This is a genomic window from Kribbella sancticallisti (genome assembly GCF_039530625.1).
Taxonomy (GTDB): domain Bacteria; phylum Actinomycetota; class Actinomycetes; order Propionibacteriales; family Kribbellaceae; genus Kribbella; species Kribbella sancticallisti.
On sequence record NZ_BAAAOS010000001.1, the window covers coordinates 112,154 to 125,321 of the forward strand.

At 70.6% G+C, this 13,168-nt stretch carries 8 protein-coding genes; 5 read left to right on the top strand and 3 right to left on the bottom strand.

Going from position 1 to position 13,168, the window contains the following annotated elements; genetic code table 11:
* Positions 1 to 9: 9 nt before the first annotated feature.
* A complete protein-coding gene (locus ABD255_RS00410) occupies positions 10 to 2,394 on the bottom strand; it encodes an Ig-like domain-containing protein (RefSeq protein WP_344208610.1) in 2,385 nt (794 codons plus the stop codon).
* Between the two features lie 298 nt (positions 2,395 to 2,692).
* Between ABD255_RS00410 and ABD255_RS00415 the strand changes: the two genes are divergently transcribed.
* On the top strand, positions 2,693 to 4,567 hold the full coding sequence (locus ABD255_RS00415) for a glycoside hydrolase family 127 protein (RefSeq protein ID WP_344208465.1): 1,875 nt from the start codon (positions 2,693 to 2,695) through the stop codon (positions 4,565 to 4,567).
* A 68-nt stretch (positions 4,568 to 4,635) separates the two neighbouring features.
* On the opposite strand, the gene ABD255_RS00420 is transcribed toward ABD255_RS00415, so the two are convergent.
* Positions 4,636 to 5,607 carry a sugar phosphate isomerase/epimerase family protein gene (locus tag ABD255_RS00420; protein WP_344208467.1) on the bottom strand — a complete coding sequence of 324 codons (972 nt, stop codon included), beginning with the start codon at positions 5,605 to 5,607 and terminating at the stop codon, positions 4,636 to 4,638.
* 87 nt (positions 5,608 to 5,694) lie between these two features.
* Complete coding sequence (locus ABD255_RS00425) at positions 5,695 to 6,702, bottom strand: sugar-binding transcriptional regulator (RefSeq protein WP_344208469.1); 1,008 nt, start codon at positions 6,700 to 6,702, stop codon at positions 5,695 to 5,697.
* A 141-nt stretch (positions 6,703 to 6,843) separates the two neighbouring features.
* Between ABD255_RS00425 and ABD255_RS00430 the strand changes: the two genes are divergently transcribed.
* The 4 genes from ABD255_RS00430 to ABD255_RS00445 are packed head-to-tail and all read left to right on the top strand — an operon-like array spanning position 6,844 to position 13,109.
* Positions 6,844 to 7,725 (top strand): transketolase, encoded by an 882-nt coding sequence (locus tag ABD255_RS00430; protein ID WP_344208473.1) that lies wholly within the window; start codon positions 6,844 to 6,846, stop codon positions 7,723 to 7,725.
* On the top strand, positions 7,722 to 8,720 hold the full coding sequence (locus tag ABD255_RS00435; protein WP_344208475.1) for a transketolase family protein: 999 nt from the start codon (positions 7,722 to 7,724) through the stop codon (positions 8,718 to 8,720). The genes ABD255_RS00430 and ABD255_RS00435 overlap by 4 nt, the downstream gene beginning before the upstream one ends.
* Positions 8,707 to 10,191 carry an FGGY family carbohydrate kinase gene (locus ABD255_RS00440; protein ID WP_344208477.1) on the top strand — a complete coding sequence of 495 codons (1,485 nt, stop codon included), beginning with the start codon at positions 8,707 to 8,709 and terminating at the stop codon, positions 10,189 to 10,191. Before ABD255_RS00435 ends, ABD255_RS00440 begins: the two co-directional genes overlap by 14 nt.
* Positions 10,188 to 13,109 carry a glycoside hydrolase family 2 TIM barrel-domain containing protein gene (locus ABD255_RS00445; protein WP_344208479.1) on the top strand — a complete coding sequence of 974 codons (2,922 nt, stop codon included), beginning with the start codon at positions 10,188 to 10,190 and terminating at the stop codon, positions 13,107 to 13,109. The genes ABD255_RS00440 and ABD255_RS00445 overlap by 4 nt, the downstream gene beginning before the upstream one ends.
* Positions 13,110 to 13,168 lie beyond the last annotated feature (59 nt).

Below are 13,168 nucleotides of genomic sequence, written 5' to 3' on the forward strand. Positions count from 1 at the left end.
TGTGTCGGATTACTGCTCGACCGTGATGGCGCTGAATCGCGCGGTGCCGTAGTCGACGATGGCGTTGGTCTCCTGGCCGCCGTCGATGGCGAACCCGATGTAGAAGGTCCGGCTCGGCATCACCAGACGCTCGTAGCCGAACCGGTCCCACTTCGTCTTGTCCGTCGAGATGAAGGCCTCGAACTCGACCTCCCGGGACTGCGGACGCTCCCGGCGCAACAACCGGAGCCAGTACTGCGCCGCCGGGTCGAGGTACTCGTCCTCGTCCCACGGCCACGGTCCGACGCTCGGCGTCGGGCCGTCGGTCTGCTGGCGGATGGCCTGGGCCTTCATCCCGCCGTCGTCGGTGACGTTGGCCAGGCCGCCGTCGTCGTTGACGGTCCCGAAACCACCGGCCACGCCGAACCCGACGCCGCCGTACATGAACGGCGCGGCCGGGTCCAGGCTGTCGCGGATCATCAGGCCCGCGGTGAGCCCGTTCGCGATCTTGGAGTGCGTGTCGAGCCTGGCGGTGATCTGGGCGACCGAACCGGCGCCGCCGACGCTGAGTTTGCGGAAGACGTAGTGGAAAGCGCTGGTCCGGCCCAGGATCCGGCCGGACCCCTTGATCGTCAGGACCCCACCGTCGAGGCTGCCCGAGCCCGGCACCGGCGGCTTGCCGACCGCGGCGGAGGTCCAGCCCGGCGTACCGGTCTGCACGTTGACGTGCAGCGGGACAGCGGTCGACTGGGTCGCGGTCCCGTTCCGGTCGGTGGCCCGGGCTGTCATCCAGTAGGTGCCATCAGCAACCTTCGCCCAGCTGACCCGGTACGGCGCCTTGGTGGCGCTACCGATCAGCTGGTCGCCGGCGAAGAACTCCACCTTGGCCAGCTCGCCACCCTTGGCCGCCTTGGCGTCGGCTTCGACCGTGAAGGTCGGCGCGGTCCGCTGGGCTACGACCTGGTTGTGCGTCGGGCTCGTCAACCGGACGGTCGGGTTGCCGACCGGGTCCGGCATGATCGAGTTGAGGTAGTTCTCCAGGTTGGTGTAGCCGTTCGCGGCGACCTTCTGCGCGTCGGACGGGTCGTTCGGGTCCAGCCCGTTGGCCTGCTCCCACCAGTCCGGGATGCCGTCGTGGTCGGAGTCGACCGGCGGTTCGGCCTGGGCCAGCGGCGGGAAGCCACCGACCTCCTGCTGCGAGTTGATCAGTCGGCCGGTGCCGTCGCGGACGTCGTTGACGATCCGCGCGTCGGCGGCGTCGCGGCGGGGCAGGATGGCGCCCACGTTCGCGAGCACGGCCTCGTACGCCTTGGCCGGCGCCTGCACCTCGACCTGCTCGGTCAGCGCGAACGGCTTGGCCAGCTCATTGATCCCGCCGATCGGGTAGCGGATACCGCGCCGGTTGTGGGCGGTCACCTCGGGATGTCCGACCACGTGGTTGCCACCGACGTACCAGGCGCCGCCGCGGTTCGCCGACAGCACCACCGGTGCGACGTCGGCCAGCGTGCTCGGGCCCGGCTTGTAGTAGTTGCCGACGATGTTGATCCCGTTGGCCCACTCGCCGCCGTACACCGAGGTGTACCCGTGGTCGTAGATCACGTTGTTGCAGTAGTCCACCTCGAGGTTGAGGTTCTCGGTGTAGCCGAACCGCGGCTGCCGGCCGCCCTGGTGGGCGATCAGGTTGTGGTGGTAGGTGTTCTGCTGGCCACCCCAGATGCCGCCGTAGCCGTGCCGGCTCTTCGGATGCGCCGACAGCGCCAGCCCTTCGGCGATGATGCACCACTGGATGGTGACGTCGTAGTTGCCGTACGGCGACAGGCACTCGTCGACCGCCCAGCTGAACGAGCAGTGGTCGATGATCAGGTTGCGGATCTCGGGACTGACCGAGCCCGGCACGTTGGTGTTGAAGGCGTCGTCGGCGACCGCGGTCAGGTCGCCGAGCCGGAACCGCAGGTGGCGGATGACGATGTCGTGGGCGCCGCCCTTGACCCCGGTGGAGTGGCCGGACAGGCAGATCCCCCCACCCGGCGCGGTCTGACCGGCGATGGTCAGGTTGTTGCCGGCGATCAGCAGCTGGGACTTCAGCTCGATCGTGCCGGACACCCTGAACACCACGGTCCGGTCCGAGCCGGAGACGGCGTCACGCAGCGAGCCGGGACCCGCGTCGTTCAGGTTCGTCACCTCGTAGACGGATCCGCCGCGGCCGCCCACGGCCCACTTGCCGGCCCCCTCGGCGCCGGGGAAGGCCGGTATCCGGCCGTCGGCCACGGTCCCGGCCCGGGCCGCGCTCGCGGCCGGGGTCGCGCCGATCCCCACAGTGGCGGCAGCGCCGACCACTGCGGCGGTGCCCACGAAGCCGCGCCGGGTCCAGCCGGTGGCCGGATCGGTGGCTCGATCGGTGGAGGTTTCGGTCATCTTCACGCCTCACTTCTCGCCGGGGCGACGCATCGGGCGGCCCGCCGGGCGGAACAGGTGATGAATATCTAGTCATTGTCGAATGAAATAACGTGCCTCATGGTTGCGGAGGTTACGACGGAGTGTCAAGAGCGTGTCGCCGACCGCCGCCAGATCGACAAAACCTTGGCAGCAATCGTTTGCACGAGCCGTTGCCCGACGACGACGAGGCGGCTACGATCCCCGCCAGCCCGACCGCGCCGATCGGCGCACACCCTGGTAGCCGCCGATCGCGCCGACAGGAAGGTGTCTCACCCTCATGCCTCCAAGGCCCCGGACCGACCGTGCGGCAGCTGTCGCACCCGTCGCCTCGACCGCCCTTCGCCCGCTCCCCCTAGGCGCCGCGACCATCACCGCAGGTTTCTGGCGTGACCGTCAGGACGTCAACCGCAAGGCCACCATCCCCGCCGCCGGTGAGCGGCTGGAGGAGGCGGGCACCTTGCGGAACCTCCGCCGCGCGGCCGGCCGGGAGCCCGCCGCCGACGGTTTCACCGGACGGTTGTTCGCCGACTCGGACGTCTACAAGTGGCTCGAAGCAGTGGCCTGGGAGCAGTCCTGCGAGCCGTCCGAGGATCTTGCCGAGCGGCAGGCCGCGACCAGCGCACTGGTCGCAGCGGCACAGGAGCCGGACGGTTACCTCAACACCTACGTCCGGTTGGCGTCGCCCGGTGGCCGGTTCACCGATCTCGAGAAGGGCCATGAGCTGTACTGCGCGGGGCACCTGCTGCAGGCGGCGGTCGCGCAGTACCGCGCCACCGGTGACGGCACCCTGCTGACGGTCGCGACAAGGTTCGCCGACCTGCTCGCCGCCCACTTCGGTCCCGGTCGCGTCGAGGGGGTCGACGGTCACCCGCTGATCGAGATGGCGCTTGTCGAGCTCTACCGTGCCACCGGAACACAGTCGTACCTCGAACTCGCCCAGTACTTCGTCGAAGCCCGCGGGCACGGCTTGCTGGTCCCGCCCGGGCACCACGGCCCGGCGTACTTCCAGGACCACCTGCCGGTCCGCGAGGTCCGGATCCTCGCCGGTCACGCGGTCCGCGCGCTGTACCTCGCCTCCGGCGCCACGGATGTCGCAGTGGAGACCGGCGACACCGAGTTGCTCGACGCGCTCCGGTCGACCTGGCAGACGATGACCGAGAGCCAGACCTACCTGACCGGCGGCGCCGGCTCGCGCTGGTACGGCGAGGCGTTCGGCGACCCGTTCGAGTTGCCACCGGACACGGCGTACTGCGAGACCTGCGCCGCCATCGCGAGCGTGCAATGGAGCTGGCGACTCCTGCTCGCCACCGGGGACACCAAGTACGCCGACCAGGTCGAGCGCACGCTCTACAACGCGGTGGTCTCCGGCGTCTCGCTGACCGGCGGCGAGTTCTTCTACGTGAACACTCTGAAGGTTCGCGACGGCGCCTACGCCGACGACCAGCGTTCGGCCGTCGCCGGGCGGCAGCCCTGGTACGGAACGGCGTGCTGCCCGCCCAACGTGATGCGCACGCTCGCGTCACTCGACCAACTCGTCGCCACGTCGGACCAGGACGGACTGCAGCTGCACCTCTACGCACCCGCGACAGTGTCCGCTGACCTGCACGGTGAGCCGGTCGGTCTCACCGTCACCACCCGCTACCCCTGGCACGGCAAGGTGTCGATCATCGTCACCGAGTCGCCCGGCTCGCCGTGGACGTTGAGCCTTCGGCTTCCCGCCTGGGCCGAGGGGTGCACGGTCACGGTGAACGGCAGCGAGGAGCCCATTGGCCAGGTCGGACGGAGTCTGCCCCTGCACAGGCGGTGGCAGCAGGGCGACGAGGTGATCCTCGAGTTGCCGGTGCGGGCTCGTCGCACCTTGCCGGACGACCGGGTGGACTCGGTCCGCGGCTGCGTGGCGATCGAGCGTGGCCCGTTGGTGTACTGCTTCGAGCAACTGGACCAGCCTGAGGCGGTGGTCCTCGACCGTACAGCCGTCGTGGCGGGCGAACTGGTGGAATCCGACCAGCCGGGACTGCTCGGCGGCGTGACGACGGTTGCCGTACCGGGGCGCTTGCCGGACGGCTCGGCGACCACGTTGACCGCGATCCCCTACTACGCCTGGGCAAATCGATCGGTCGGCCCGATGACCGTGTGGATCGACGCCCGCTGACCGGCCAGTCCTCCCGACGGCCCGCTCCGGCGATGACAGCGCACCCCGTCATCGCCGGAGCGGGAGCCTCAGCCGAACAGTGCCGTCCGGACCACCCGCTGGGCGGCCATCGCGTCATGCCCGCTCTGCGCCGCCCGGAGCTGCTCCAGATCCAGTCCGGCGGCCCGGTCCTCCAGCGCACGCAGCGCCTCGATGCTCTCCCGGACCGCGTCGCCGGCGTTCTCGCGGTACGGGAAGAGGTCGAGCTTGAGCGGCCCCTCCCAGCCGATCGAACGCACCACGTGCAGGAACTCCAGCGTCTCCACCAGATGCAGCGATCCGGCGGTCAGGTCGTCGTCCCACTCGCGATAGTTGTCGTCCACCTCGATGTCGACCAGCCGGCCCATGCCGTGCGCCAGGCTCAGTGCCTCGGCCGGGTTCTCCTTGGCGAACAGCGAGTGGCCGAAGTCGATCACCAGGCCGACGTTGTCCACGTTCATCTGCTCGATTGCCAGCAGGCTGGCGGTGGCCGTCCCCCAGAACAACCGGTTCCGCGGCTCCTTGAGCTTGTACTCGATCCCGAAGGTGACGTCGGGGAACGCCCGCGCGACCGCGCCGATGCCGTCGATCGCGTGCCGGCGCAGGGTCGGGTAGTCGACCTGGAACGGGTAGTCGTAACCGTCCTGTCCCGGCCAGAACTTCACGTACCTCGCACCGAGATCCGCCGCCACCTGGACCGCCTCGTGGCCGAGCTCGATGGCCTGCCGGCGGAGGTCGGGATCGGCGCTGGTGAAGGAGCCGCTGCGGAAGCGCCGGTCGTAGATGACCGGGGTCACGCAGACCGCGGTCAGTCCGTGCTCGGCCAGCGCCTTCCTGACGTCGTCGACCTCGACGCCCGGATCGAAGGGATAGTTGAGATCAAGGCCCTGCAGGCCCGAGGCGGCGGCCAGCTCGATCGTCTGCAGGGTGCCGACCACCGGGCCGTAGCCGTCGGTGGCATAGCGATCGATGATCCGTCCGAAGGTCCACATCCCGCCGGTGTAACCGCGTCCACTCGTCATCGTATCCGCATTTCTATTCAGAGTATGGGATTCTATTCCGAGCGTGACCGTAGGACGGCGCCCCGACGGTGTCAAGGGTGGAGCAGGTCAGCCGGCGACGAGTTGCTCGGCCACGGTGCGGTCGGTGATCAGCACATCCACCCAGCCACCGAGCATGGCCGCGCGGATCGCGGCGTACTTGCGCATGCCGCCCGCGACACCGACGCACCGCAAGTCGCCACTGCGCAACTGGTTCGCGGACAGACCGAGCACCCGCTGGTCCAGGTCCGACCGCACCTGCTTGCCTTTGGCATCGAAGAAGCGCAGGCAGATGTCACCGACGGCGCCCTGGTCCCGCAACACCTTCTGATCCTCCGCCGAGATGGCGTTACCGCTCTCCCTGAGCAGTGCGGAGGGCTCGAGGCTGCCGATCCCGACCAGCAGCAGGGTGAGCCGGGACCAGGCCTCCATCACCTCGCTGACCACGCCGTCCTTCATCAGCGTCCGCTTCGCCCCCGGACTGCCGACCAGACCGGGCACGGGCAACTGCACCGGCGCCGCGCCGGTGAGGTCCGCGAGCCGGCTGACCAGCCGGGCGGCGCTCGCCTGAGCGGCCGGATTGCCGACCCCACCGAGGATCTGGACGACCTCCTCGGCCACCCGGGTCGGCCGGGGCGTCATCGACTCCACGGTCGCCAACAGGGTCGAACTCCACGACGAGATGCCGATCCGGTCACCACCGGTCAGCGTGGTCTCCAGGTACACCGCCGCGGCAGCGCCGAGCGCCGGGATGACGTGGGCATCATCCTCGCCACTGGCGTCGACGACGATCACCTCGCGCAGCCCGTAGCGCTGCTCGACCGCGTTCTCGAGTTCGGTGTGCACGCCACCGGGCGGGATCACCACGGTACGGACGATGCCGGCCATCACGGCCTGTTTGAGCAGGCGGGACACCCGGGGCTGCGAGATGTGCAACTGGGCGGCGATCTGAGGCTGCCGGACGCCCTGCTCGTGGTACAGCTTCGCGACTTTGGTGAGCAGTCGCAGATGGTCGGCGGACGGCTGTCGCTGGGCTCCCGCCCGCGCACCGGCCCGGCCCGCACTCGCCGTCGTCATGCTCGCCCATCCCTGTCTCGAGTCCTGGCTAGAGCATGCCACGTCCGGCCCGGCGGGATGCCGGTGACCGGACGGCCGTTGACGCGCCGTGGGCCCGACCGGCAGTATTGGAACATCCATGCACTAGTGAATAGGTATTCTATGTTGACCTCGAGCCGCCCGCAAGTCGAGCAATGGCAAGCGTTCCGGGCCCGGATCCACGGTGCCGGCCGGGACGAACGGGCCAGTCTGCTCGCCGCCGCCTCCGATCAGGTCCGCCGCGATGTGCTCACGATGATCGAACGGGCCGGCCTGGGCCACGTCGGCGGCGACTTCTCCGTCACCGACATCCTCCTCACCCTCTACGCCGCCGTCCTGTCGGTCGAGCCGGCCAGGCCCGACTGGCCGGACCGGGACCGGTTGATCCTCAGCAAGGGGCACAGCGCGGCCGCGCTCTACGCCACGCTCGCCTCCTGCGGCTTCTTCCCGGCGGCCGCGCTCACCACCTTCATGGCTCCGCTGTCGGCGCTGAACGGCCACCCGGACCGCACCAAGGTGCCGGGGGTCGAGACCAACACCGGGCCGCTCGGCCACGGCCTCCCGGTCGGCGTGGGCACCGCGCTCGCCGCCCGGCTCCGGCACAGTTCCGCCCGCACCGTGGTCGTCCTCGGCGACGGCGAACTGCAGGAGGGCAGCAACTGGGAGGCCGCGATGTTCGCCGCCCACCAGCGGCTCGGGTCGATCACCGCCGTGATCGACCGCAACGGGCTGCAGCAGGGCGCCCGGACCGAGGACACCAACGCCCTCGAGCCGCTGGCCGACAAGTGGCGCAGCTTCGGCTGGCACGTCACCGAGGTCGACGGCCACGACCACGCGAGCCTGGCCGAGGTTCTCGCCCACACGGCGCCGGACCGCCCGACCGCGGTCATCGCCCATACCCAGAAGGGACGTGGCGTGTCGTTCATGACGGATCGGGTCGAGTGGCACCACAAGGTTCCCAACGACGACGAACTCGCCCTGGCCCGAGCGGAGCTGAGCCGATGATCGAGTCCACCCCCGTCCACCCCGTGGCCGGCGTCCGGCCGGCGGCCGATCCACCCGCGTTGTTCGACTGCCGCAAAGCGTTCGCCGACGAACTCGCCACCCTGGCCCGGACGGACGAGCGGGTGGTGGCCGTGTGCAACGACTCGGTGGGTTCCAGCAACCTGGCCGGGTTCCGCGACGAGTTCCCGGACCGGCTGGTCAACGTCGGCATCGCCGAGCAGAACATGGTCGGCGTCGCCGCCGGGCTCGCCAACGGCGGCCTGATCCCGTTCGTCTGTGCCGCCGCGCCGTTCCTCACCGGCCGCGCGCTGGAACAGATCAAGGCCGACATCGCCTACGCCGACCGGCACGTGGTGCTGTGCGGGATGAGCCCGGGCGTCGCCTACGGCCAACTCGGCCCGACCCACCACTCGATCGAGGACCTGTCCTGGCTGCGGGCGATCGCGAACCTGCCGATCGTCGTACCGGCGGACCCCGAGCAGACCCGGGCAGCTGTGCGGTGGGCCCTGTCCACCGATGGGCCCGGCTATCTGCGGGTGTCGAGGACACCGGTACCGGAACTGTTCGCCCCCGGAACGCCGTTCGAACCGGGCCGGTTCCTCCAGTTGACCGAGGGCGAGGACGTGACCCTGATCGCCGCGGGAACGCTGGTGTGGCGGGCTGCCGAGGCGGCCGCGGTACTGCGGGCGGAGGGCATCTCGGCGCGGGTACTGGCTGCGCCGTTCGTGGAACCGCTCGACCAGGCGGCGGTCGTGGCCGCTGCCCGGGAGACACGCGGCATCGTCACGGTCGAAGAGGCCACCGTGAGTGGTGGTCTCGGGGCCGCGGTCGCGGGAGTGGTCAGCCGCTACTCCCCCGCCAGGGTGCGGTCGCTCGGCATCCCCGGCGTGTTCGCGCCGACCGGTGACGCCGAGTTCCTGCTCGACCACTTCGGCCTGACAGCCGGCGGGATCGCCGAGTCGGCCAGGCAGGTGCTCGCCGATGCCGGCCGCTAGACCAGTCGTCCTGGCCATCGACCAGGGCAGCAGCGCCACCAAGGCGGTCCTGGTCGACCAGCAGGGCCGGACCGTCGCCACCGGGCGAGCACCGGTGTCCGAGCGGCATCCGGCGCCGGGCCAGGTCGAGCTGTCCGCCACCGAGATCCTCGACAGCGTCCGCCAGGCGGTCGCCGACTGCCTCAGCGGGTACGACGCCTCGCAGGTGGTGGCCCTCGGACTGTCCACCCAGCGGGAGTCCGTCGTGCTCTGGGACTCCCGCGACGGTGAGGCGGTCGGACCTGTGCTCAGCTGGCAGGACCGACGTACCGTCGCCGAGGTCGAGCGGCTGGCCCAGCGACCCGACGTTCCCGAACTGGTCCGCCGACGGACCGGACTGCCGCTGGATCCGATGTTCTCGGCGTCCAAAGGCCGATGGTTGCTGGACCATGCCGATCCCGCCGCGGTCCGGTCCGGCTACCTGCGGCTGGGCACGATCGACGCCTGGCTGCTGCACCGCCTCACCGGTGCGGCCCGGAGCGAACTGGGGAACGCCTCCCGCACCCAGTTGCTCGGGCTGGACTCGGCCGCCTGGGACGACGAACTCCTGGGCCTCTTCGGCATCCCCCGCGACTGTCTCCCCGAGGTCGTTCCCTCGGCGGGATCGCTCGGCTCCTGTCGTGACCTGGCTCCGGTTCCGGACGGTGTGCCGGTCATGGCGGTGCTGGGCGACTCCCACGCTGCCCTGTTCGCCCACGGCGTCTGCGAGCCGGGCGTGGTGAAGGTGACGTATGGCACCGGTTCGTCCGTGATGGGTCTGGTCGACTCCGGGGCCGACGTCGCCGCCGGGCTCTGCCGGACGATCGCGTGGGCCGACCCGGAACCCCGGTTCGCCGTCGAGGGCAACATCCGGGCCACCGGTGCGACCATTCGCTGGCTGGCCGACCTCCTCGGTCGCCGCCCCGCTGAGATCGTCGCTCTCGCGGCCCGCTCCGGTAGCGACGGCGTCCACCTCGTGCCCGGCTTCACCGGCCTCGGCGCTCCCTGGTGGGACGGCTCCGCGGTCGGCCTGGTCAGCGGTCTCACCCTCGGCGCGACTCCGGCCCAGTTGGCCCGCGCCGCGGTCGAGTCGATCGCCTGTCAGGTCGAGGACGTGCTCGCCGCCGTCGACGCCACCGGTACGCCGGTGACCACGGTGCTCGCTGACGGCGGTGGCAGCATCGACGACGCCCTGATGCAACTGCAGGCCGACCTCAGCGGACGGGTGGTCCGGCGGTCGGCCGACGGGCAGCTCTCGGCCCACGGCGCGGCCCTGATGGCCGGACTCGGCTGCGGACTCTGGACCCGGGCCGACCTGCCGCGCCTGGCGCCGGCGTACGAGGACTTCCGGCCCGGGTTGGACGCGAGCACCCGCGCGTTCCGGCTGGCTGAGTGGCACCAGGCGGTGGACCGATCGCGCGGGACGACCAGACGCACCGAAGGAGCACGATGACGTACTACGAGGACCCCGGCCCCGGCTACGGCGCGCTGCCGCCGCGGGCCGCGCTGCGCTCCGACGCATCCCGGCTCAGCCTCAACGGGACCTGGCGGTTCCACCTGGCCGACTCGGTGGCCACGGCGCCAACCGGGTTCGAACGCGACGACTTCGACGACTCGGCGTGGGACCTGCTCGCCGTCCCGTCGAGCTGGCCGATGCACGGATTCGGCCGGCCGGCGTACACGAACCAGCCCTACCCGTTCCCGGTCGATCCGCCGTACGTGCCGGACGAGAACCCGACCGGGGACCACCGGCTCGAGTTCGAGCTGCCCGGGTGGTGGCATGGTCCGGCGGTGCTGCGCTTCGACGGGATCGACTCCTGTGCGCGGATCTGGCTGAACGGCGTGGAGCTCGGGGTGGTCCGGGGCAGCCGGGTGCCGAGCGAGTTCGACGTCGGTGAACACCTGCGGCCGGGGCGGAACCTGCTGGCCGTCCGGGTGCACCAGTGGTCCTCCGGGAGTTACTTGGAGGACCAGGACATGTGGTGGCTGCCCGGCATCTTCCGCGACGTCACCCTGATCGCCCGCCCGGTCGGCGGCCTCACGGATGTCTTCGTCCACGCGGACTACGACCACCTCACCGGCGCCGGCGCGCTGCTGGTGGAGGCGGACCCCGGAGCCCGGGTGAGGATCCCGGAGCTGGGAATCGAGACCGAGGCCGGCCGGCAGGTGATGATCCCCGCGGTCGAGCCGTGGTCCGCCGAGCTCCCCCGCCTGTACGACGCCGTGGTGGCGACCGACGCCGAGTCCGTCGAGCTGCGGATCGGTTTCCGGACGGTCGCGATCGAGGACGGGGTCCTCACCGTCAACGGACGGCGGGTCCTCTTCCACGGGGTCAACCGGCACGAGCACGACCCGGTTCTCGGCCGGGTGATCCCCGAGCACCGGTTGCGGCAGGAACTGCTGGTGATGAAGCGGCACAACATCAACGCGATCCGGACCAGCCACTATCCGCCGGACTCCCGGCTGCTCGCGCTGTGCGACGAGCTCGGGTTCTGGCTGATGGACGAGTGCGACTACGAGACGCACGGGTTCTTCCTGCTCGACTGGCGCGGCAACCCGGCCGACGACCCGAGCTTCGAGGCCGCTTCGCTGGACCGGATGCGACGGCTGGTCGAGCGGGACAAGAACCACCCGAGCGTGATCATGTGGTCGCTCGGCAACGAGGCCGGCACCGGGCGCAACCTGGACGCGATGGCCGCCTGGACCAAGCAGCGCGACCCCTCGCGGCCGGTGCACTACGAGGGTGACCTGAGCTGCGCGTCGGTCGACGTCTACAGCCGGATGTACGCCTCACACGCCGAGGTCGACGCGATCGGGCGCCGCGCCGAGGAGCCGCTGGACGATCCCGTACTGGATGCCCGGCGGCGGGCGATGCCGTTCGTCCTGTGCGAGTACTCGCATGCCGGAGGCAACGGTCCCGGCGGGCTGCCGGAGTACGAGGAGCTGTTCCACCGGTATCCGCGGTGCCAGGGCGGCTTCCTCTGGGAATGGATGGAGCACGGCATCAGCCGGCCGGGCGGCGGGTACGCGTACGGCGGTGAGTTCGGCGAGGAACTGCACGACGGGACGTACGTGCTGGACGGCCTGGTCTTCCCGGACCTGACCCCGCAGCCGGTCCTCGCCGAAGTCCGCAAAGCCTTCGAGCCGGTGCATCTGACGGTGGATCCGGACGCCCGGAAACTGCGGCTGGCGAACCGGTACGACTCCGCGGACACCTCGAACCTGGCGCTCCAGTGGGAGCTGGCGGACGACGGAGTGATCGTGGCCCGCGGTGTCCTGGACATGCCTGTGGTGGCGGCCGCGACGGAGGCGACGGTGGAGTGGCCGAAGAAGGCGCTCGACCTGCCTGGGTCCGATGCCGAGCGGTGGCTGACGGTTCGGGCAGTTCTCGCGGCCGACACGGCCTGGGCACCGGCGGGTCACGAGATCGCGTTCGGACAAGCCCGGGTCGGCGTACCACCGACAGCACCTAGGACAGCGGTCGATGCGGCGGTCCGGCCTGCGGTCGATGCGGCGGTCCGGCCCGCGGTCGCCCGTCGGCATGGCGGCGCGGTGGAGCTCGGGCCCGGACGGTTCGACGCTGACACCGGCCGGTTGGTCGGGCTGCACGAGTGGGACGTCGACCATGTCCCACTGGAACTTTGGCGGGCGCCGACGCAGCACGACGCGCGGACCTGGGACGCGACCACCCTGGATCGCAAGACGCGGTGGGCCGACGCGGGACTTCACCGGTTGCGCTATCGCACCGTGTCCCTGGAGAAGACTGTGTCGCTGGAGCAGTCGGCCGACGAGCTGACGGTGGTCACCAAGGTCGGTCCGGCCGCGGTCGACGCGGCCGTCCTCACGACCTACCGATGGACGTCGACGGATGGCCGGTTGACCGCCGCCGTCGAGATCGAACCGGTCGGGCGTTGGACGGTGCCGTGGGCAAGAGTCGGTGTGACCCTCGGTCTGCCCGCCGGGTTCCAGGACGTCACCTGGTTCGGCCTCGGCCCCGGCCCGGCGTACCCCGACTCGCGCGCCGCGGGCCGGGTCGGTACCTACACCGCGACCGTGGACGATCTGCAGATTCCGTACCTCTACCCGCAGGAGAACGGCGCCCGCGGTGACGTCCGCCGGGCCGAGCTGTCAGGACCGGCGGGGCGCCTCGAGCTGGCCGGTGACCCGGTGTTCTCGCTGACAGTCCGGCGCTGGACGATCTCCGAACTGGCCGCCGCTGCCCATCCGGAGGACCTGGTCCCCAGCGATCGCGTGTGGCTCACGCTCGATGCCCTCCAGCACGGGCTCGGCAGTCCTACCAGCGGCGCCCCCATCCTGCCGGCGCACGACCTGCAACCGCAGGCCCATCGCTTCACCTTCACCCTGGGCTGACCAGTGGATCCTCTTGTCCTGCTCCCCGATTTTCGACAGGACAAGAGGACCGGGTTCGC

Bases quoted from the DNA above. Each gene is read 5' to 3' on its own strand.
- ABD255_RS00435 (WP_344208475.1), top strand. From the start codon at position 7,722: ATGATCGAGTCCACCCCCGTCCACCCCGTGGCCGGCGTCCGGCCGGCG.
- ABD255_RS00420 (WP_344208467.1), bottom strand. From the start codon at position 5,607: ATGACGAGTGGACGCGGTTACACCGGCGGGATGTGGACCTTCGGACGG.
- ABD255_RS00440 (WP_344208477.1), top strand. From the start codon at position 8,707: ATGCCGGCCGCTAGACCAGTCGTCCTGGCCATCGACCAGGGCAGCAGC.
- ABD255_RS00430 (WP_344208473.1), top strand. From the start codon at position 6,844: ATGTTGACCTCGAGCCGCCCGCAAGTCGAGCAATGGCAAGCGTTCCGG.
- ABD255_RS00425 (WP_344208469.1), bottom strand. From the start codon at position 6,702: ATGACGACGGCGAGTGCGGGCCGGGCCGGTGCGCGGGCGGGAGCCCAG.
- ABD255_RS00415 (WP_344208465.1), top strand. From the start codon at position 2,693: ATGCCTCCAAGGCCCCGGACCGACCGTGCGGCAGCTGTCGCACCCGTC.
- ABD255_RS00445 (WP_344208479.1), top strand. From the start codon at position 10,188: ATGACGTACTACGAGGACCCCGGCCCCGGCTACGGCGCGCTGCCGCCG.
- ABD255_RS00410 (WP_344208610.1), bottom strand. From the start codon at position 2,394: ATGACCGAAACCTCCACCGATCGAGCCACCGATCCGGCCACCGGCTGG.